Raw genomic sequence first — 19103 nt, forward strand, 5'->3', positions numbered from 1 at the left:
CGTAGCCTGAGGGACGTGACTGTCCCGATCTCAGCACCTGGCGACGGGCAAACCTTCCTCGGACCGCAGCAACGGGCGCGAGCCTGGCAACAACTGGGTGAAGAGCAGTTCGACGTCGTGGTCATCGGCGGCGGCGTGGTGGGTGCGGGCGCAGCGCTGGACGCCGCCACCCGTGGGCTCAAGGTGGCCCTGGTGGAGGCCCGCGACTTCGCGTCGGGCACGTCGAGCCGCAGCTCCAAGATGTTCCACGGCGGGCTGCGCTATCTCGAGCAGTTGGAGTTCGGCCTGGTCCGCGAGGCCCTGCACGAGCGCGAACTGTCCCTGACCACGCTGGCGCCGCATCTGGTGAAGCCGTTGCCGTTCCTGTTCCCGTTGACCAACAGATGGTGGGAGCGGCCCTATGTGGCGGCGGGGATTTTCCTCTACGACCAGCTCGGCGGCGCGAAATCCGTTCCGGCGCAAAAGCATCTGACCAAAGCCGGCGCGCTGCGGCTGGCCCCGGGTCTCAAGCGGAGCTCGCTCATCGGGGGGATCCGCTACTACGACACGGTCGTCGACGACGCCCGGCACACCATGACGGTCGCGCGCACCGCGGCGCATTACGGTGCGGTGGTACGGACTTCGACGCAAGTCGTCGCGCTGCTGCGGGAGGGCGACCGTGTCACCGGGGTTCAGGTGCGTGACTCCGAGAACGGCGCCACGACCGAAGTCCAAGGCCATGTCGTGGTCAACGCCACCGGCGTGTGGACGGACGAGATCCAGGCATTGTCCAAGGAGCGCGGGCGCTTTCGGGTCCGCGCGTCTAAGGGTGTGCACATCGTGGTGCCACGCGATCGCATCGTCAGTGAAGTGGCGATCATCCTGCGCACCGAGAAGTCCGTGCTGTTCGTGATCCCGTGGGGCACACACTGGATCATCGGCACCACCGACACGGACTGGAATCTCGACCTCGCGCATCCGGCGGCCACCAAGGCCGACATCGACTACATCCTGGGCCACGTCAACACCGTGCTGGCCACCTCGCTGACCCACGACGACATCGACGGTGTCTACGCGGGGCTGCGGCCGTTGCTGGCCGGCGAGAGCGAGGAGACGTCCAAGCTGTCGCGCGAGCACGCCGTCGCGGTCCCCGCTCCCGGATTGGTGGCGATCGCGGGCGGCAAGTACACCACCTACCGGGTCATGGCGGCCGACGCGATCGACGCCGCTGCGGAATTTGTACCGACCCGGGTGGCGACGTCGATCACCGACAAGGTCCCGCTGATGGGCGCCGACGGCTACTTCGCGCTGATCAACCAGACCGAGCATGTCGGCTCCCACTACGGTCTGCATCCCTACCGGGTACGCCACCTGCTGGACCGGTACGGCTCGTCGATCGGTGAGGTGCTCGCGATGGCGCAGGACCGGCCCGACCTGCTCGCGCCGATCTCCGAGGCGCCGGTCTACCTCAAGGTCGAGGCCTGGTATGCGGTGGCGGCCGAAGGCGCGCTGCACCTGGAGGACATCCTGGCCCGGCGGATGCGGATCTCGATCGAGTATCCGCACCGTGGCGTCGACTGTGCCCGTGAGGTCGCCGAAGTCGTTGCACCGGTTCTGGGTTGGAGTGACGAGGACATCGACCGGGAGGTGGCGACCTATATCGCCAGGGTCGACGCCGAGGTGCGCTCACAACAGCAGCCCGACGACGAATCCGCCGACGCGCTGCGGCAGGCCGCGCCGGAGGCGCGCGCCGAGATCCTCGAACCCGTACCGCTCAAGTGAGGCGGCGTGCCGCACCCTTGCCGGTTCGTGATGGGTTGGGGCCGGCGCGATTACGAGTTCACGGTCCGGCGGGCAGGAGCGCGGCGACCGGGAATGAGCTGGTGAACGTGCGTGACGAGTTCGAGCGGCGGTTCGGATCGGGCGCGAAAGTCCTTGCCGGAGAGGTTGTCTGCGCCGACGGTACGGTTGTGGACGCGACGACGACGCTACCGGCCGGCAGCTATGTCTACCTCTACCGTGAGCTGCCCGACGAGGTGGAAGTTCCGTTCGACATGCCGGTCCTGCACCGTGACGACGACATCGTCGTGGTCGACAAGCCGCATTTCCTGGCCACGATGCCGCGCGGCGGTCACGTCGCACAGACCGCCCTGGTTCGGTTGCGTCGCGCGCTGGACCTGCCGGAACTGGTCCCGGCGCACCGGTTGGACCGGCTGACGGCAGGGGTGCTGCTGTTCACCACCCACCGTGAGGTGCGCGGGGCCTATCAGACGTTGTTCGCGCGCGGCGAGGTGAGCAAGACGTACCTTGCGCACGCCGACGGCGTTCCGGCGGTCCCGCTTCCGGCGACCTTGTCCAGCCGAATCATCAAGCGCCGCGGTCATTTACAAGCCGTCGAGGAGCCCGGCGAGCCGAACGCCGAAACCTATGTGGAGGCACTCGGCGATGGCGTCTACCGGCTGACCCCGCATACCGGCCGCACCCACCAATTGCGTGTGCACATGGCGTCCATCGGGTTGCCGATCAGCGGGGATCCGTTCTACCCCACGGTGATCGACGTCGCTGCCGACGATTTCAGCGGGCCGCTGCAGCTGCTGGCGCACCGGCTGGCGTTCGAGGATCCGCTCACCGGCCGCCCCAGAGTGTTCGTCAGCAGACGCGAATTGTCGCCCGCTTAACGCGATCCCACAGCGATCACCGCGCGGTTGCGTTCGGCCACTACCGGCAGGTCCAGCTTGACGAGGCGCCGGTCATAGCTCATATACCCGTTGACTTCGTTCTCGACATCGGTGGTCTGCGTGTAGATCGCACCCGACAAGCCGCTGGTGTGCACCAGTTTCTCCACATCGTGGCTGACCTCGACATACCGCTGGGTCAGTCGGGCGCGGCTGTCGGTCATCTCGTAGGCCTCCGGTATACCCGGCCACCGGTTCTCGGCGAGCACCAGGCCGAGGCCGCCATATTCGCCCTGGACGATCACCCGGTTGTCGCGCACCTCCGGGCCGACGGGACCGACGTAGGTGTGGTCGTCATAGACGTCCCCGGCCAAGCTGTCAGGCCGCGATTTGCAGCAGTTCACCCCGCTGTTCGCGTTCACCATCCGGGTGGGGTCCTGCGCCTTCACCTTGTTCGCGATCCTGGCTGTGTCGAACTCGCCCCAGCCTTCGTTGAACGGAACCCAGCCGATGATCGAGGTGAAGCTGCGTAGCTGATCCACCATTTCCGACAGCTCCTTCTCGAAGCGCGCCTTCGCTTCGGGAACCGGGTCCGGCTCGGGGCCTGTCATCGGACCGTTGACCGATGTGCCCAGAGACGGCATGTCCTGCCAGACCATCAACCCGAGCTTGTCGGCCCAGTAATACCACCGGGCGGGTTCCACCTTGGCGTGCTTGCGGACGAAGTTCATGCCGAGCGCTTTGATCTGCTCCAGGTCGAACTTGAGCGCCGCGTCGGTGGGTGCGGTGTAGATCCCGTCCGGCCAGTACCCCTGGTCCAGTGGACCGTGCAGGAAGGTGATCTTGCCGTTCAGCGCGATTCGTGCCCGGCCCTGCGCATCCTTGACGGTGCCGATGGTGCGCAACCCGGCATAGCTGGAGACCTCGTCGGTCGCCCTTCGGGTCGGACTCACCAGCCGGACTTGCAGGTCGTAGAGGTATGGATCTTCCGGAGTCCACAGGTGCGGGTCCGGCACCGGGATACGCATCCGCTGACCCGGTTTGCCGTAGGCACGCGCCACTTCCTCGCCGCCCGGCTTCGAGACGATCACCTCGGCCCGGTGGTACGTCGTCCCGGAGACCCTTGGCGTGATGTCGAAGCCGGTCAGGTCTGCGGTGATGTCGAGCTTCTCGATGTGCGCGTCGCTCACCGGTTCCATCCACACGGTCTGCCAAATGCCCGAGGCCCCGGTGTAGGCGAGCCCGCGTGGGTCGTTGCGCTGTTTGCCCACCGGGAACGCGCCTGCCTCGTTGCGGTCTTCGACCCGCACGGTCAGCTGCTGGACGCCCGACCATCGCAGCTCATCGGTGATGTCCGCGCTGAACTCGGTGTATCCGCCTTCGTGATGAGCCACCTGCTTGTTGTTCACCCAGACGGTGGCGATCTGGTCGACCGCGCCGAAGTGCAGCAGCACGCGTTGGCCGCGCCAGGCCGCCGGTACCTTGAACAGCTTGCGATACCACATTTGATCGTCGTGGCGCTGGATGCCCGAGAGCGCCGACTCGGTGGGATACGGGACGAGGATCCGCTCGTCGTACTCGCCGGCCGACGGTGCCGGTTGCTCGGCATCCTGCATCGACCGGCCCGTGTATCCCCACCCGCCGTTGAGATTCAGCCAACGCGTACGCGCCATCTGCGGACGCGGATATTCGGGCAGGGCATTTCCCGGCTCCACCAGGTGAGTCCACGGCGTGGACAAGGGCGGCTTCTTCCGGTGCCAGATCTCGACGGCGCCCGCCGTCGTGTGCACCATCGCGAAACCGGCCACCTGTACCAGGGCCACAATCGCGAATCGTCGAAGCTGCGTGCGCGTCATTCCCAACATCCACCAGTGGCGGTCACCGTGCTGTGCTTCAGCAGTCATTCACCACCCCCAAGGTTGAAATCCGGTAAGGCCGACGTGCGGCGGGGGCCTGACCCTGCGCGTTAGCCTGCAGCAAACGTATCGGGCGAGCGGCCCGCATCGTTACGCACGGTTCCACGAGTCACGATCTCAAATGATCGCCTCGGCGTGTCAAGACACCAATTGCAATATACGGCAACGCCATACGTCTCACTAAACCGTGAGCGCAGAGGTAGCCCTGGCAAACTGGCGACGCCCGATCCGGGCTTCCAGGGATGCTTTCCGGTCGCAGTGGCAAATATGTGCAGCACGGCGGCGCATCCTGTGGTCCGATAGCAGGCTACCTGGGTTCATCGGCGGCCGCAGCGCGGCGACTTTGCGATAGTGGTGGCGGCGCAGCTCTGCAGGGCGCAGCATGAACGGGTGCGAAAACTATGGGCCTCGTGCGCGGCGGCGCTGCTGTTCACCGGGGGTCTTTCAGGTCTTTCAGGGCTTTCGTTGGTCACCGCTCCGTCCGCCGACGCCATCTGCGGTTCGATCGGCGGCCGTCACGTCGATGTCACCGGTTGCTCCGACCCGCTCTACGAACTCAACGACGCATTGGCCCCGCCACCACCGCCGCCGGGTGCACCACCACCGCCGCCGGGTGCACCACCACCGCCCCCGCCGGCCTACGTGCCGCCCTCGCCGCCGAATATCACCGTGTGTGCCAACGTCGGCCGGCGCATCAGCATCAGCGGTTGCGTGTAGGGACGGCTAATGGGGCCACTTGGTCCTGCCGTCACCGCGGTCCAGCAGCACGTGAAGTTCAGCCGACCACGCCTGCGCACGGAAGCGGTTCAACAGCCTGCGTGCCGCCGCGATGACGATTCCGCATAGAACGACGGTGCCCAGCCACACCGCCGCCGCAGTTGAAGCCCCATACGCGGTTGCGGTCGACGGGCTGATGGGCGGCGGAACGCGACGACCCTGCGCGTCGACCCAGACGTCCACCTGGTCGCCTTTGCTGACCGAGTGAGACGGCCGGATCACCCCGGTGTGCTGGGTTCCGGCGGCGGTCCACTTGATGTCGACGATCGTGCCGCCGGTTTCGTCGGCCACGGGAATCGGATCTTCGGTGACGGTCGCCTTGATCGGGACGCGGGTCTGTGCCTGGTCGGCGGCTGCCCGAAGACTGTTCCCGTACACGTCCACGCCAACGCCGATGGCGAACGGAATCACCAGAACAATGGCGGCCATGGCGACCACGACAGTCAGTGCCTCGACGCGGTCGGCGGGCCGAACCAGTGGGTTCTTTCCGAGGGCACGCAACACCCACCAGCGGCGGTGTGGGCGTGTTTCGGCCATGTTTCCATGCTGGCACTGTGGCGGCCTGAGATGCCAGCCACTTTTGGTTGCCGGAGGCCAACATCACATCTGGCTAGAACGTGTTCTACTGACCGGGTGGACCGCCAGAAGTTTGATCGCCTCTTCGATATGACCGATCGCACCGTGATCGTCACCGGTGGCACGCGTGGGATCGGGTTGGCGCTCGCCGAGGGTTTCGTGCTCGCCGGCGCACGGGTAGTGGTTGCCAGCCGCAAGGCCGACGCCTGCCAGTCGGCGGCCGCGCATCTGCGCGAGCTAGGTGGCGAGGCGATCGGCGTACCGACCCACAGCGGCAATGTCGACGACCTGGGAGCGCTGGTGGAGCGGACCGTGTCGGAGTTCGGCGGCGTCGACGTCGTGGTGAACAACGCCGCCAACGCGCTTGCTCAGCCGTTCGGCCAGATGACTCCGGAGGCCTGGGCCAAGTCCTTCGAGGTGAACCTGCGCGGACCGGTGTTCCTGGTGCAGCACGCGTTGCCGCACCTGAAAGCCAGCGCCACGCCTGCCGTGCTGAACATGGTGTCGGTCGGCGCGTTCAACTTCGCACCCGCACTGTCCATCTACGCCTCCGGCAAGGCCGCGCTGATGTCGGTCACCCGGTCCATGGCGGCCGAGTTCAGCCCGTTCGGCATCCGGGTGAACGCGATGGCGCCGGGACCGGTCGACACCGACATGATGCGGAACAACCCGCAGGAGGCGATCGACCACATGGTCGGCGGAACACTGATGAAGCGGCTGGCCACGCCGGACGAGATGGTCGGCGCGGCGTTGTTGCTGTGCTCGGATGCCGGGAGTTATGTGACCGGACAGGTGATCATCGTGGACGGTGGCGGAACGCCTCGCTGAACTCCTGCAGTCCGCCGCCGGCGGACGCGAGGATCTGGCTGCGGTTCTCCACCTGCAGCGCCGTTTCCAGGCAGCCCGCGTCGAGGTTGGCCCACAACACCTGTTTCGTGGACTCCAGGCCGAATTTGCCGTAGCCGCAAAGCGTTTCCGCCATATCCAGCGCGTCCTCGACCACATTTCCGCACACCCGGGTGACCAGGCCAAGGCGCAGGGCCTCCATTGCGTCGACGGTGCGCGCCGTCAGGATCATGTCGAATGCCGGGCCGGCACCGATGATTCGAGGAAGCGTGTAGCTGACCCCGATGTCGCAGCCGCCGATGCCCAGTTTGATGAATTGCGTGCAGAACCGGGCCGATTCGGAGGCCAACCGGATGTCGCTGGCGGCGGCGAGCGCGAACCCGCCTCCGTAGGCCGGCCCGTTGACCGCGGCGATGACCGGCTGGCGCAGCCGATGGAGTTTGACCGTCAGGTTGGCGATCCGTTCCTGCCAGCGCATCCCGGAGCGCGGAAACTCCGTGCCGCCACCGGCATCCGGCGGATTCGGGGCGCTCAAGTCCAGTCCCGAGCAGAAGCCGCGGCCCGCTCCGGTGAGCACTACGACCCGGCAGTCATTGTTGGCGGCAATGTCGTCGAGGGTCGCGTGCAGGCCCTCCACCAGTTCGTAGGAGAGCGCGTTGAGTTTGTCCGGCCGGTTGAGGGTGACGACGGCGATTTCCGGGCGCGGGTAGGTCAGCTCGAGGGGCTGTGCGGGCGGCATACGCGGACCTTAGTCTGCGCTGTGCCATCCCTGGACGCCTACGGCGATCATTCGCAATTGTTTGACGGCGGTGCGGTGGATGGCATCGATTGCCTGCTCGTCGCCCGCGTCTTCTAAGGCCTCGGTGACCGAGATCATGGCGTTGACGAACAAGCTCGCCAGGATGTTGAGATCCTCGCTGCTCCAGTCCTTGAGCCCGGGGAAGCGGGCCAGGTCGATGGCGAGCTCAGAAGTGATCAGCCGGATCTCGGTGCGAATCGCGTACCGCAACACCGAAACCCCGCTGGAGCGTTCGCGCGCGATGAATCGCCAGTGTTCGCGACGTTCGTTGAAAGTGCCGACGAGGATCTCGGCCGAGGATTCGATGATGTGATTCGGGTCGATCTTCCCGGCCCGGGCGCCGCGCAGCATGTCCCGTAATGACCGGAACGATTCGTCGATGAGCACCAGGCCGAGCGCTTCCATCGAATCGAAGTGCCGGTAGAACGCCGCGGGCACGATGCCGGCCTCGCGGGTCACCTCCCGCAGGCTCAGCCCGCTGAAACTGCGGTCCTTCAGGAGGTTGAGCGCGGCGGCGATGATTGCCCGACGCGTGGCTTCTTTGCGTTCGTCCCTGGTCAGGGCTACTCGCGAACGCGACGATTCTGCGCGTCGTGTTCGGGAAGTGGGCGTACGTGTGTTCACTGATGTGAACCGTACCACACACTGCGATTTTATCATTGACAGCGGCGGCTGTAAGCGCGCAAGGTGTACACATGTTCACTCAAACTTTGACCAAGCGTGTACTCGCCGGTCGGCGGGTGAGCGCGTTGGCGAACCTGCTCACCGGCCCGCACGGGGTGGATCGCTACACCGAACTGGTCGAGCCGACCTGGACGCGTGGCGATGCCCGCGCCAAGGTGGTGGCGGTACGGCGGCAGACGCCCCGCAGCGTCACGCTGACCCTGGGACCCAATGCGGCGTTCACCGGCTTCAAGGCGGGCCAGCACATCAATCTTTCCGTCGAGATCAACGGCAGACGCCGGACGCGGTGCTACTCACCGGCCAGCGCCGAAGGGTCTCGACACATCGAGCTGACCATCGGCCGTCATGACGGCGGTCTGGTCTCGAACTACCTGTGCGACCACGCCTACCCGGGCATGGTGCTCGGGCTCGACTCGGTGGGCGGCGACTTCGTGCTCCCCGAGCAGCGGCCTTCTCGCATCCTGTTCGTCTCCGGCGGCAGTGGCATCACCCCGGTGATGTCCATGTTGCGCACGCTGCGTGCACAGGCGTTCACCGGCGAGATCGCATTCGTGCACTATGCGCGTAGCGCCGAGGAGGCCTGCTACCGCGACGAACTGGACGCGATGCGCGGGGTGCGGGTGCTGCACGGCTATACCCGCAGCGCTGACGCCGCCGACGTGGACGGTCACTTCGGGCCGGCGCACCTGGCCGCCGCTTTCTCGGGTGAGCCGGCGGGTGAGGCCGACGCCGTGTACGCGTGCGGGCCGCCCGCGCTCGTCGACGCGGTTCGGGAGCACTGCCGCAACGTCAGGTCGGAAAGCTTCGTACCGCCCACCTTCACGGTTCCCGCCGACTCCACGGGTGGCACAGTCGCATTCGCTGCGAGTGGCATCGAGGTCGTCGATGACGGCCGGCCGCTGCTGGTGCAGGCCGAGGCCGCCGGCCTGACGCCGGAGAGCGGATGCCGGATGGGTATCTGCCACAGCTGCACGCGGTTCAAGACTCGCGGTTCGGTGCGCAACCTGATCACCGGCGCGGTGTCCAGCGCCGACTGCGAAGACATCCAGATCTGCGTTACCGCACCCGTCGGTGACGTCGCTATCGACCTCTGATCCGAAAGGACCTGTCATGTCCCAAGATCGAATCACCCTGACCCCCGCACAAGCCGACGCATTCGGCGCCGAACTCGACGCCATCCGCGAACGCGTCGTCGCCGACCTCGGCGAACGCGACGCCGACTACATCCGCAAGATCATCAAGGCTCAGCGCACGCTGGAGGTCGGCGGCCGGGCCCTGATGTGGTTTCCGCTGACCTGGGTTCCCGGAACCGCCATGCTGGCGGTTTCGAAGATCCTCGACAACATGGAGATCGGCCACAACGTCATGCACGGCCAGTACGACTGGATGGGCGATCCGGCCATCTCCAGCAAGGCATTCGAGTGGGACAACGCCTGCCCGGCTGATCAATGGCGACATTCACACAACTACATGCACCACACCTACACCAACATCGTGGACATGGATCGCGACATCGGCTACGGCATCCTCCGGATGAGCGAGGACCAGAAGTGGAGCCCGTACTACCTCGGTAATCCGGTGTATGCGTTCCTGCTGATGGTGTTGTTCCAGTACGGCGTGGCGCTGCATGAGATGGAGACCGAGCGGATCCGCGCGGGCGAGATCAGCATTGCCGACAAACGCGAAGTGCTGAAAGGCATCTGGAACAAGACCAAGAAGCAGACGCTCAAGGATTACGTCGCCTTCCCGCTGCTCGCCGGGCCGTTCGCACCCTTCGTGTTCACCGGCAACCTCACCGCCAACCTGGCCCGCAATGTGTGGTCGTACATGATCATCTTCTGCGGCCACTTTCCGGAGGGCACCCAGGAGTTCTCCATCGAGGAGACCCAGAACGAGTCCCGTGGCCAGTGGTACTTCCGGCAGCTGCTCGGATCGGCAAACCTCACCGGCGGCAAGCTGTTCCACATCTTGAGCGGCAATCTGTCCTTCCAGATTGAGCATCATCTGTTCCCCGACATCCCGGCTCATCGGCACGCCGAGATCTCCGTCGAGGTCAAGGAAATCTGCGAGCGCTACGGCCTGCCCTACAACAGCGGCCCGCTCTACAAGCAGTTCGGCACCGTGGTGCGCAAGATCGTGCGGCTGGCGTTCCCGTGGGGCGGCGGCAGCAAGGATGCCAAGCCGGAAGATCCCAAGCCTGCTGATCAGGCACCGGTTTCAGAACCGGAGCCCGCGTCGGAGCCGGAACGCGAACTGGCCCTGATCAACTGACCTCGGCGCGGTGGCTGCGGTGTGCGACACCGAGGGCCACCGCGCTGGCGCAGCACAACAGTGCAGCGGTGGCGAACACTGGCCCATAGCCGTCGAACACGGTCACCGCGACCCCGGCCAACGCGGGTCCGGCGGCGCGGGCTCCGACCACGAACGCGCCGAGCACGCCGTTGATGCTCGGATAGTTCGCGGGCCCGTAGTACGTCGCGACGAGCGTGCCGCGCAGCAGCGCCTCCAAGCCGAAGCCGAGACCGAACAACACCACGAACACCACGATGCTCACCGTCGCTGTGGCTCCGGTTCCGTTGGTGAACAACGGGATGCCGATGGCGACGCCCTGGCCGACGAAGATGGTGCCGATGGTGAGGTGTTCGGGCAGCCTGCCGCGCAGCGCCGTCACCAGCAAGCGCCCACCGACCTGGAACAGCCCCACCCCGCCGGCCGCGAGTGCAGCCGTCGACAACGGGTAGCCGCGCTCCGTCAGATAGGCGACCAGCACCACGCTCACCGCGAACTTCGCCGCCGTGCTCAGCACCAGACACAGCGTGAGCCAGCGAAACGAGGCACGGCGCAAAACGCTACGCGTGCTGGACGATTCGAGTTTCGAGGCGACGGGTGGTGCGGCCGCACCGTCGGGGTGCAGTCCCAGATCGGCCGGGTGGCGTCGCACCATAAAAGCGTGTACGGGTAACCCGACCAGCGTGGCGATCACGGCGAGGACGAGCAGGGCGTCACGCCATCCGACCCATTGCACCAAGGCGGCGGTGAGTGGCACGAACACCACGCTGGCCAGCCCGCCGAACACCGTCAGCACCAACACGGCCTGTGGTCGATACCGGTCGAACCAAGCGGCGGTCACGGCGAACACTGGCTCGTACAGCGTGGTGGCCATCGCCAGACCGCCGATGGCGAACACCGCGAAAAATGCCGGCACCGAATCAACCGCGGACCACCACAGCAGCATGATCACGGTGGCCACTGTGCCGACCGTCATCACGCCGCGGGCCCCGTGTGCCTGCAGCACTCGTCCGACGGGTATCGCCAACAAACCAGACACCACCACGCCGGTCGCATACGCGGCGTTGAGGGTGGCCATCGACCAGCCCAGCTCGTCGCGCATCGGCACCAGAATGACGCCGAAGGCGTAGATCAGCACGCCCCACGAGACCAACTCGGTGACGCCCAACCCGCTGACCATGAGCCAGCCGTAGAAGGGTCGTCGTCTGCTCATCCGTCCTGCAGGCTCCGTTGCAGCAACACTGTGTCGAGCCACCGGCCGTGCTTGAAACCGACCGATAGCAGCCGCCCGGCTTCTGTGAAACCGTGCTTGCGATGCAGCGCCAACGAGGCGTCCGCGTCCGCATCGACGATGACGGCGATGACCTCGCGGACTCCCGCCGCGGCGCAGCCTTCTAGCAGCGCCTCCAGCAGCCGCGCTCCGATGCCTCGGCCGGTTGCCTGCGGCGTCAGGTAGATGGACTCCTCGACGGTGTGGCGGTAGGCCGGCCGGGTTTTCCACGGCGCGCAGTAGGCGTAGCCGACGATGGTCCCGTCGAGTGTTGCTGTGACGAACGGCAACTCACGCTCCCGGGCCGTTGCGAGCCGCCCCTCCCACTCTGCGCGGCCGGGCGGGGTCAGCTCGAACGTGGCTACCCCGGTCTCGACGTGATGGCCGTAGATGGCGGCGATCGCGTCAAGGTCGCCCGGTGTGGTCGGGCGTACGGTGGCCGCGTTGCTCATGGATTCACCTTAGGGATCGTCGTCTTCGGGTGGGTGGAAGAGGTCTTCGGGGTGCCAGTAGTGGTTGACGCGGTCTTGGCCGGTGTCCAGGAGTGGGGGTGGGAGCCATTCGACGCGTCCGTCGTTGCGGATGCGGGTGCTCCAGCCCTTGGTGTGGACGAGGCGGTTGCTTTTGGGGCAGGCCAGGGCGAGGTCGGTGATGTCGGTGCGCCCGCCCTGGCTGAAGTCTTGGCGGGCGTGGTGGACCTGGCTGCGGTCAGTGGGGCAGGTGCAGCCCGGCCGGGTGCAACCGCGGTCGCGATTATGTAGGACCAGGCGCTGGGCGGGGGTGGCGATGCGCTTGCTGCGACCCAGGTACAGCGGCACTTGGCGATGATTCTCGTAGACCGCGAGGTAGTGGTGGGCGTGGGCGGCCATCCGGATGACATCGCCGATGGGGAGTTGGGTGCCGCTGGTCGTCAGCCCGGTGCCGGTCCTGGTTTCCAGTTCTCGCAGGGTGGTGGATACCACGATGGATACCGGTAGTCCGTTGTGCTGGCCGAGTTCCCCGGAGGCCAGCACGTTTCGGCCGATCGCGACGAGGGCGTCGTGGTTGCGTTGGGCGGGCGTGCGGGAGTCGGCTGCGATGGCGTCGGCGCTGGGCGTGCCGGTGGTGCAGGGGGTTTCGTCGGCGGGATTGCACATGCCCAGGGCGCCGTAGCGGGACAGGATCGGCTCGAGGGTGGCGCGGGCTTCGGGGGTGAGCCGGCCGTGGATTTCGCTCATGCCGTCGGCGTCTTGGGGCCCGATGGTGAACTCGCCGTGGTGTTCGCGTTGTTCGTCGTCGGGTTCGTCACCATCCTGGTTGAGTAGGAACGCGATGCGCTCGGCGCACTCTTTCAGGATTTCTGGACTGTTGCCGGCGGCGATGCGGGCCAGGTCGGCATCGATCTGGGCGTGGGTGGCGGCATCCAGGGGCACGGGTGGTTTGGCGAAAAACTTGCCGATGATCGCGACATGCTCGGTGTTGATGCAGCCTTCGGCTTGGACGGCGGCGGTGGCCGGCAACACCGGTGCCATGGACTGGCCGGTCATGGTGGTGCGTGGGCCCAGGTTGGCGGCTTCGGTGATGCGGCGTTTGGCTTCTTTGTTGCTGATCCGTAGCCGGATGGCGAGCACATCGGCCCAGCTTTTCGCGCCGATCTCGTCTGGAGTGGCCCGTGTTTGGATCTCAGCCAGCAAGCGGTGATCAACAGCCGGGGCTCGCCGGAGGAGGTGTTCGCGCCGCGACTGCAGGTCGAGCAATTCAGGCAGGCTCATCGCGCCGTAGTGCAGGGCGGCCATCTTTTCGCACACCGCGTCGTACTCGTCGTAGACGGCCAGCACCGTCTCCCGATCGGAGACGGTGTTCGAAAGCATGTTCGAATCCTACCGCTGATCGTTGGTCCGCGGACGAGTTATCCACAAGCTGGATTCCATCCACAGATATTGCTGCACAGGGTAATTCAGGCTTGACAGACCGGGCACCAGTACGTCACCCGGTCGCCGCTGTGGTCTGTCTCGATCAGCGTTCCACAGCGGCGGCATGGCTCACCCGCCCGGCCGTACACCCACAACTGGCGGCCGTGCCGGGTGTCGCCGGTGGTGGTGCGATTCCAGCGGGAGCGGTTGAGCCACAGCATGTCCCGGGCTCGTTGCACGACCCGCAGCGGGTCGCTCAGGGTGCTGACGGGGGAGGTGGGGCGGCGGCCGAAGACAAAGCACAGCTCGTTGCAGTAGACGTTGCCGACGCCGGCCATCACCCGCTGATCGAGCAGTGCCTCCGCCAATGGTCGCGACGGATCGGCAGCGAGGTTGGCCGCGGCGGTGCGTGGCTCCCAATCGGGACCCAGCAGATCGGGGCCCAGATGCGCGACGGCCTCCATATCGGTGTCGCGGTCCAGGACCTCCAGGACGCCGAGGTCGATCCCGGTGGCCCGGCTGTCGGCGGTCTCCAGCACGATCCGGATCCGGTGGGCCGCACCACCGGACCACCCGATGCGCCAGCTGCCCTCCATCTTGAGATGGGAGTGGATACTCGCAGGGCCCACTCTGATGAACAGATGCTTGCCGCGGCTGAGCACCTCGTCGACCACCTGTCCGGTCAGGTCGACGGTCGCGTAGCGGGGCACCCTGATGTCGCAGCGGGTCAACGCCTTTCCCACCAGCGCATCGCGCAGTGCCGTGGCAGTGTGAAAGACGGTGTCGCCTTCGGGCATTCCCTATTGAACCAGTTCGGGCGAATTCTCTCGCTACCGCAACCGAAGACCCCGTGGCGTGCGGGCAAACCCGGCGCCGGTCAACGCGTCCTGAACGGTCGCACGTTCGGCGTCGATGTCCGGATCGAGCACCGCGACCCCGTTCACGCGTTCGACCAACAGCGCCGGGATCCGCCCGGCGCTCACCAGGTCGGCCAGCGCGGAGGCGGCAGCCCGTTGCGCCGCGACATCACATCCGAAACTGAGCAGGGACCGGCCACCGCGCTCGAGGAACCACACCAACTGCCCGTCGACCAACGCCACCAGGGCGCCGGCTTTGCGGCCCGGCCGGTGGGTTTCGTCGCTGGTGGGCCAGGGCAGCGCGGCCCCGTACGGGTTCGCCGGGTCGGTCGCGGCCAGCACGACCGCGTGGTATTCGGGACGCTCCGGGTCGACGCCGTCGAGATAGGACCGCAAGCGGTCGACGGTCGAGGCGACGGCGAACTGGGCCCCGCCCAGCGATTCCACGAAGTAGCCGCGCTGGCACCGGCCAGCATCCTCGAATGCGCTCAAAACCTTGTACAACGTGGCGAATCCGCCGGGCACACCTTCGGCGCCGACCGCGCCCTTGGTGAGCACGCCGTGGCGACCCAACAGCACCTCGGCCTGGAAATGGGCACGCACGGTCGAATCAGGTTCCGCTGCAGGCAGTGCGGACCACCGGCCCGACACCGAAGGATCGGCTGCGCGGGCCTGTGGGTGCGCGACGCTGTAGCGGCTCAACCGCGGCGGCCGCTGCCGCTGGCGGTGCGCGGGCGTCCCGGAGCGTCGGGGCCCTGACACCACGGCACGCACCGGTGCGAACGTGTCACCGGTGACCCAGCCCGCCCAGATAAGTTCCCACAGCGCCCGTTTCAGTTCATCGCCGGCCGCACCATCGGTGAGCTGACGGAAGAAATAGGCTCCGCCATGTCCGAGGGTTTCCATGATGGCGCGGTGGGTGTCGGTGAACTCGATCTCGGTGGGTGCTGCCAAGGTCAAAGGTGCGGAGTCGGCGAGGTGGAAGGCGATCCAGCCGTCGGATCCTGTTGGGCCGGCTCCGATCTGCCCGGCACCCGACCAGGTGACCTCACCGGAGGCGAGGAGTTCGTCGAGCATGGCCGGCTGGTAGTCGCCGACCCGTTGCGGAAACACCAGTGACTCGACGGCTGAGGCAGGTATCGGTACCCCGGCCAGCTGTTCGATCACCGCCGCGAGCCCATCGATTCCAGTGTTGTGTCGGGATCCGATGTGCTGCCACGCCGGCAGGAAGCGGCCGTAGGCAGCGGTGCTGACAGGTTCGACCTGTGCACGCAGCGCGGCCAGCGACCGGCGCCGCAGGATCCTGAGCACCTCGGAGTCACACCACTCTTCGCAGGCCGCCCGACCCAATGTCGCCGCCGGGGCGGCTCCGGTGAACTCGCCGCGCACCAGCCGCCCGTCGATCGCCATGCGGCCAAGGAGGTCCGAGGTCACCCGCAGCCCGAGGCCGAACCGGGCGGCGGCCTCCTCGGTGCTGAACGGCCCGCGGGTACGGGCGTAGCGGCCGAGGAGATCGCCGAGCGGATCGGCGGTGGATTCGGTGAACGCGGCCGGAACCCCCATCGGAACCGGCGCTCCGACCCCATCGCGCAGCAGGCCGATGTCTTCGACCGCCGCCCACCAGGTCTGCCCGCCGAACGTGACCGGCAGAGTCCGTTTGGCGGCGTGCAGTCCGTCGAGCCAGCCGCCCACGTTGTCGGCGGTGGATCGCTGCGCGATCTCGGCTTCGGTGAGCGGGCCGAGCATCCGCAACAGGTCGGCCACCCCTTCGGCATCCCGGGCGGCGCGTTCGGGGGTGAGGTGCTGCAGCTGCGCCGCGGTCGACGCCACGACGGCCGGGTCGAGCAGTTCGCGCAGCTCGATGCGGCCCAGCAGTTCGGACAGTAGGACCGTGTCGAGGGCCAGCGCCGCGGCACGCCGCTCGGCAAGCGGGCTGTCGCCCTCGTACATGAACGCGCCGACGTATCCGAAGAGCAGCGAGGCCGCGAACGGTGACGGCGTCGCGGTCTCCACCTCCACCAAGCGCAGCCGGCGCTGTGCGACTTTGCGCATCAGCTCGGTGAGGGCCGGCACGTCATAGACGTCCTGCAGGCATTCGCGCACCGCCTCCAGCACGATCGGGAAGTCCGGGTACTTGCGGGCGATGTCGAGCAACTGGGCGGCTCGCTGCCGTTGGTGCCACAGCGGGGATCGTTTACCGGGTTGCCGACGCGGCAACAGCAGAGCCCGGGCGGCGCACTCGCGGAACCGGGAAGCGAACAACGCCGACCCACCCACCTCGGCGGTCACCACAGGTTCGATCTCGTCGGCGTCGAACACGAACAGGTCTGCGCCTGGCGGATTCTCACCGGTGTCGGGTAGGCGCACGATGATGCCGTCGTCGGAGGCGGTGGGTTTCTCGTCGATGCCGTAGCGTTCCCGCAGCCGCCGCCCGACGGCAAGTGCCAACGGCCCGTGCACCCGAAGTCCGTACGGTGAATGCAGGATCACCCGCCAATCGCCCAGCTCGTCGCGGAACCGTTCGACCACGAAGGTGGTGTCGCTGGGGACCACGCCGGTGGCCTCCCGCTGCTCGCGCAACAGCTGGTGCAGGTTGTCGGTCGCATAACCGGCGAAACCCATTGCCTCACAGCGTTCATCGAACACCGCGCGGTCCAGGCCGGCGAGCTCGCCGGTGAATGCGCCGACCGCTGCGCCCAATTCGGCCGGACGGCCCACACTGTCGCCACGCCAGAACGGCAGCCGGGCTGGTTGCCCCGGGGCCGGCACCACCAGCACCCTGTCATGGGTGATCTCGGTGATACGCCAACTGGTCGCGCCCAGTGAGATCACATCGCCGGGCCGGGATTCGTAGACCATCTCCTCATCGAGCTCGCCCACCCGCGAGGGCTTTTCGGAATCTGTCGCGAGGTAAACGGTGAACAGCCCGCGGTCGGGAATCGCACCGCCTGAGGTGACTGCCAGGCGCTGAGCGCCCGGGCGGGCGGTGAGCGTGCCGGTGTCGCGGTCGTACACCAGCCGGGGCCGCAGCTCGGCGAACTCGGTGGACGGGTATTTCCCGGACAGCAGGTCCAGCGTCGCCTCGAACGCACTGCGGGGCAGGGTCGCGAATGGGGCACTGCGCCGGACCGCCTCGAACCAGCCGTCGGCGTTGACCGGCTCCAGCGCGGCCGCCGCCACTGTGTGCTGGGCGAGCACGTCGAGCGGGTTTGCCGGCACCCGCATGGTCTCGATATCGCCGGAGCGCATGCGTTGCACCGTCACCGCACAGCTGATCAGGTCCGTGCGGTGTTTCGGGAACAACACCCCCTGGGAGATCTCGCCGACCTGATGTCCGGCCCGGCCGATGCGCTGCAGACCGCTGGCCACCGACGGCGGCGCCTCGACCTGAATCACCAGGTCGACTGCGCCCATGTCGATACCGAGTTCCAGGCTTGAGGTGGCGACAACGGCGCGCAGGCGACCGCTCTTGAGGTCGTCCTCGACCTGTGCGCGCTGTTCTTTGCTGACCGACCCGTGATGCGCGCGGGCCAACAGCGGCAAAGCTCCGTTGGCCTGCCCGCTGCCCATGATGTGGGCCGGGGCGCCACCGCTGACCTGGGGATTACGGGTGGACGGCAGTTCGACACCGGCGCGTTCCGCGTGAATCTCGTTGAGCCGGGAGGTCAATCGCTCGGCAAGGCGGCGCGAGTTGGTGAAGACGATCGAGGACTGGTGCGCCTCGACAAGGTCGACGATGCGTTCCTCGACGTCGGGCCAGATGGTGTTGCTGTCGAGATTGGCCATGTCCGGTACCGGGACCTGCACCGACAGGTCGAAGGTCTTGGTGGCCGCCGGGGCGACGATCGTCGTCGGGGCCAGCCCGGACAGGAACCGTGCCACCTCCTCCGGCGGCCGGACGGTGGCCGACAGGCCGATCCGCTGTGCCGGCTTGTCGAGCAGCTGATCCAGGCGCTCCAACGAAAGTGCCAGGTGCGCACCACGTTTGGTGGCAGCCACGGCATGTACCTCGTCGACGATCACCGTCTGCACCGACGTCAGCGTTTCGCGGGCCGCCGACGTCAACATCAAGAACAGCGACTCCGGAGTGGTGATCAGAATGTCCGGCGGCTTGGAGATCATGGCGCGGCGCTGGTTGGGCGGAGTGTCGCCGGAGCGCACGCCGACGCTGATCGACGGTGCGGGCAGCCCATGGCGCTCGGCGACCCGGGTGATCCCCGTCAATGGCGTGCGCAGGTTGCGTTCGACGTCGACGGCCAGGGCCTTGAGCGGGGACACGTAGAGCACCCGCGTGCCCGATCGCGGTTCTGCGGGTAGCCGAGCCAGCTCATCAATGGCCCACAGGAACGCCGCCAGCGTCTTGCCCGAGCCGGTGGGCGCGATGACCAGGGTGTTGTCCCGCTCGGCGATGGCCGTCCAGGCCTGCGCCTGCGCGGCCGTCGGCGCCGGGAACGCAGCAGTGAACCACTCGCGGGTCAGCGAGCTGAACCGGGCCAGCGGATCGGGTGGAGCCATCCACCCATAGTGCCGCGAGCCACCGACA

At 67.0% G+C, this 19103-nt stretch carries 15 protein-coding genes; 6 read left to right on the top strand and 9 right to left on the bottom strand.

Going from position 1 to position 19103, the window contains the following annotated elements; genetic code table 11:
• Positions 1-15: 15 nt before the first annotated feature.
• Complete coding sequence (locus ABQF30_RS03860; RefSeq protein ID WP_448461220.1) at positions 16-1761, top strand: glycerol-3-phosphate dehydrogenase/oxidase; 1746 nt, start codon at positions 16-18, stop codon at positions 1759-1761.
• Positions 1758-2657: a pseudouridine synthase gene (locus ABQF30_RS03865; RefSeq protein ID WP_448461222.1), complete on the top strand. Its 900-nt coding sequence runs from the start codon at positions 1758-1760 to the stop codon at positions 2655-2657. The genes ABQF30_RS03860 and ABQF30_RS03865 overlap by 4 nt, the downstream gene beginning before the upstream one ends.
• On the opposite strand, the gene ABQF30_RS03870 is transcribed toward ABQF30_RS03865, so the two are convergent.
• Positions 2654-4447: a glycoside hydrolase family 2 protein gene (locus ABQF30_RS03870; protein WP_448463421.1), complete on the bottom strand. Its 1794-nt coding sequence runs from the start codon at positions 4445-4447 to the stop codon at positions 2654-2656. The genes ABQF30_RS03865 and ABQF30_RS03870 overlap by 4 nt on opposite strands.
• A 513-nt stretch (positions 4448-4960) precedes the next feature.
• Between ABQF30_RS03870 and ABQF30_RS03875 the strand changes: the two genes are divergently transcribed.
• Positions 4961-5287 carry an RNA-binding protein gene (locus ABQF30_RS03875; protein WP_448461224.1) on the top strand — a complete coding sequence of 109 codons (327 nt, stop codon included), beginning with the start codon at positions 4961-4963 and terminating at the stop codon, positions 5285-5287.
• A 6-nt stretch (positions 5288-5293) separates the two neighbouring features.
• Here ABQF30_RS03875 and ABQF30_RS03880 read toward each other — a convergent pair whose 3' ends face one another.
• Entirely contained in the window at positions 5294-5884 is a 591-nt protein-coding gene (locus ABQF30_RS03880; protein WP_448461226.1) for an Rv1733c family protein, read from the bottom strand.
• A gap of 96 nt (positions 5885-5980) precedes the next feature.
• Between ABQF30_RS03880 and ABQF30_RS03885 the strand changes: the two genes are divergently transcribed.
• Positions 5981-6751, top strand: a complete 771-nt coding sequence (locus ABQF30_RS03885) for an SDR family NAD(P)-dependent oxidoreductase (protein ID WP_448461228.1) — start codon at positions 5981-5983, stop codon at positions 6749-6751.
• Here the strand turns inward: ABQF30_RS03885 and ABQF30_RS03890 are convergent.
• Positions 6720-7508 carry an enoyl-CoA hydratase/isomerase family protein gene (locus ABQF30_RS03890; RefSeq protein WP_448461230.1) on the bottom strand — a complete coding sequence of 263 codons (789 nt, stop codon included), beginning with the start codon at positions 7506-7508 and terminating at the stop codon, positions 6720-6722. The genes ABQF30_RS03885 and ABQF30_RS03890 overlap by 32 nt on opposite strands.
• 9 nt (positions 7509-7517) lie before the next feature.
• The gene (locus tag ABQF30_RS03895; RefSeq protein WP_448461232.1) at positions 7518-8192 is read right to left on the bottom strand and encodes a TetR family transcriptional regulator; all 675 of its coding nucleotides are present in this window, start codon (positions 8190-8192) and stop codon (positions 7518-7520) included.
• A 71-nt stretch (positions 8193-8263) separates the two neighbouring features.
• Between ABQF30_RS03895 and ABQF30_RS03900 the strand changes: the two genes are divergently transcribed.
• Positions 8264-9346 (top strand): ferredoxin reductase, encoded by a 1083-nt coding sequence (locus ABQF30_RS03900; protein ID WP_448461234.1) that lies wholly within the window; start codon positions 8264-8266, stop codon positions 9344-9346.
• A 16-nt stretch (positions 9347-9362) separates the two neighbouring features.
• Positions 9363-10523 (top strand): fatty acid desaturase family protein, encoded by a 1161-nt coding sequence (locus ABQF30_RS03905; protein ID WP_448461236.1) that lies wholly within the window; start codon positions 9363-9365, stop codon positions 10521-10523.
• Here ABQF30_RS03905 and ABQF30_RS03910 read toward each other — a convergent pair.
• The 5 genes from ABQF30_RS03910 to ABQF30_RS03930 all read right to left on the bottom strand — a co-directional run bounded on the left by ABQF30_RS03910 (position 10516) and on the right by ABQF30_RS03930 (position 19075).
• Positions 10516-11754, bottom strand: a complete 1239-nt coding sequence (locus ABQF30_RS03910; protein WP_448461238.1) for an MFS transporter — start codon at positions 11752-11754, stop codon at positions 10516-10518. The genes ABQF30_RS03905 and ABQF30_RS03910 overlap by 8 nt on opposite strands.
• Positions 11751-12263, bottom strand: coding sequence for a GNAT family N-acetyltransferase (locus ABQF30_RS03915; protein WP_448461240.1), 513 nt, complete (start codon positions 12261-12263; stop codon positions 11751-11753). The genes ABQF30_RS03910 and ABQF30_RS03915 overlap by 4 nt, the downstream gene beginning before the upstream one ends.
• A 9-nt stretch (positions 12264-12272) precedes the next feature.
• The gene (locus tag ABQF30_RS03920) at positions 12273-13661 is read right to left on the bottom strand and encodes an HNH endonuclease signature motif containing protein (RefSeq protein WP_448461242.1); all 1389 of its coding nucleotides are present in this window, start codon (positions 13659-13661) and stop codon (positions 12273-12275) included.
• A gap of 86 nt (positions 13662-13747) precedes the next feature.
• Entirely contained in the window at positions 13748-14500 is a 753-nt protein-coding gene (gene nei2, locus ABQF30_RS03925; RefSeq protein WP_448461244.1) for an endonuclease VIII Nei2, read from the bottom strand.
• Between the two features lie 33 nt (positions 14501-14533).
• The gene (locus ABQF30_RS03930; protein ID WP_448461246.1) at positions 14534-19075 is read right to left on the bottom strand and encodes an ATP-dependent helicase; all 4542 of its coding nucleotides are present in this window, start codon (positions 19073-19075) and stop codon (positions 14534-14536) included.
• Positions 19076-19103 lie beyond the last annotated feature (28 nt).

This window comes from Mycolicibacterium sp. XJ870 (assembly GCF_053483975.1).

Coding starts and splice junctions, on each gene's coding strand:
- ABQF30_RS03870 (WP_448463421.1), bottom strand. CDS start 4,447: ATGGTGCACACGACGGCGGGCGCCGTCGAGATCTGGCACCGGAAGAAG.
- ABQF30_RS03880 (WP_448461226.1), bottom strand. CDS start 5,884: ATGGCCGAAACACGCCCACACCGCCGCTGGTGGGTGTTGCGTGCCCTC.
- ABQF30_RS03890 (WP_448461230.1), bottom strand. CDS start 7,508: ATGCCGCCCGCACAGCCCCTCGAGCTGACCTACCCGCGCCCGGAAATC.
- ABQF30_RS03900 (WP_448461234.1), top strand. CDS start 8,264: ATGTTCACTCAAACTTTGACCAAGCGTGTACTCGCCGGTCGGCGGGTG.
- ABQF30_RS03905 (WP_448461236.1), top strand. CDS start 9,363: ATGTCCCAAGATCGAATCACCCTGACCCCCGCACAAGCCGACGCATTC.
- ABQF30_RS03910 (WP_448461238.1), bottom strand. CDS start 11,754: ATGAGCAGACGACGACCCTTCTACGGCTGGCTCATGGTCAGCGGGTTG.
- ABQF30_RS03915 (WP_448461240.1), bottom strand. CDS start 12,263: ATGAGCAACGCGGCCACCGTACGCCCGACCACACCGGGCGACCTTGAC.
- ABQF30_RS03920 (WP_448461242.1), bottom strand. CDS start 13,661: ATGCTTTCGAACACCGTCTCCGATCGGGAGACGGTGCTGGCCGTCTAC.
- nei2 (WP_448461244.1), bottom strand. CDS start 14,500: ATGCCCGAAGGCGACACCGTCTTTCACACTGCCACGGCACTGCGCGAT.
- ABQF30_RS03930 (WP_448461246.1), bottom strand. CDS start 19,075: ATGGCTCCACCCGATCCGCTGGCCCGGTTCAGCTCGCTGACCCGCGAG.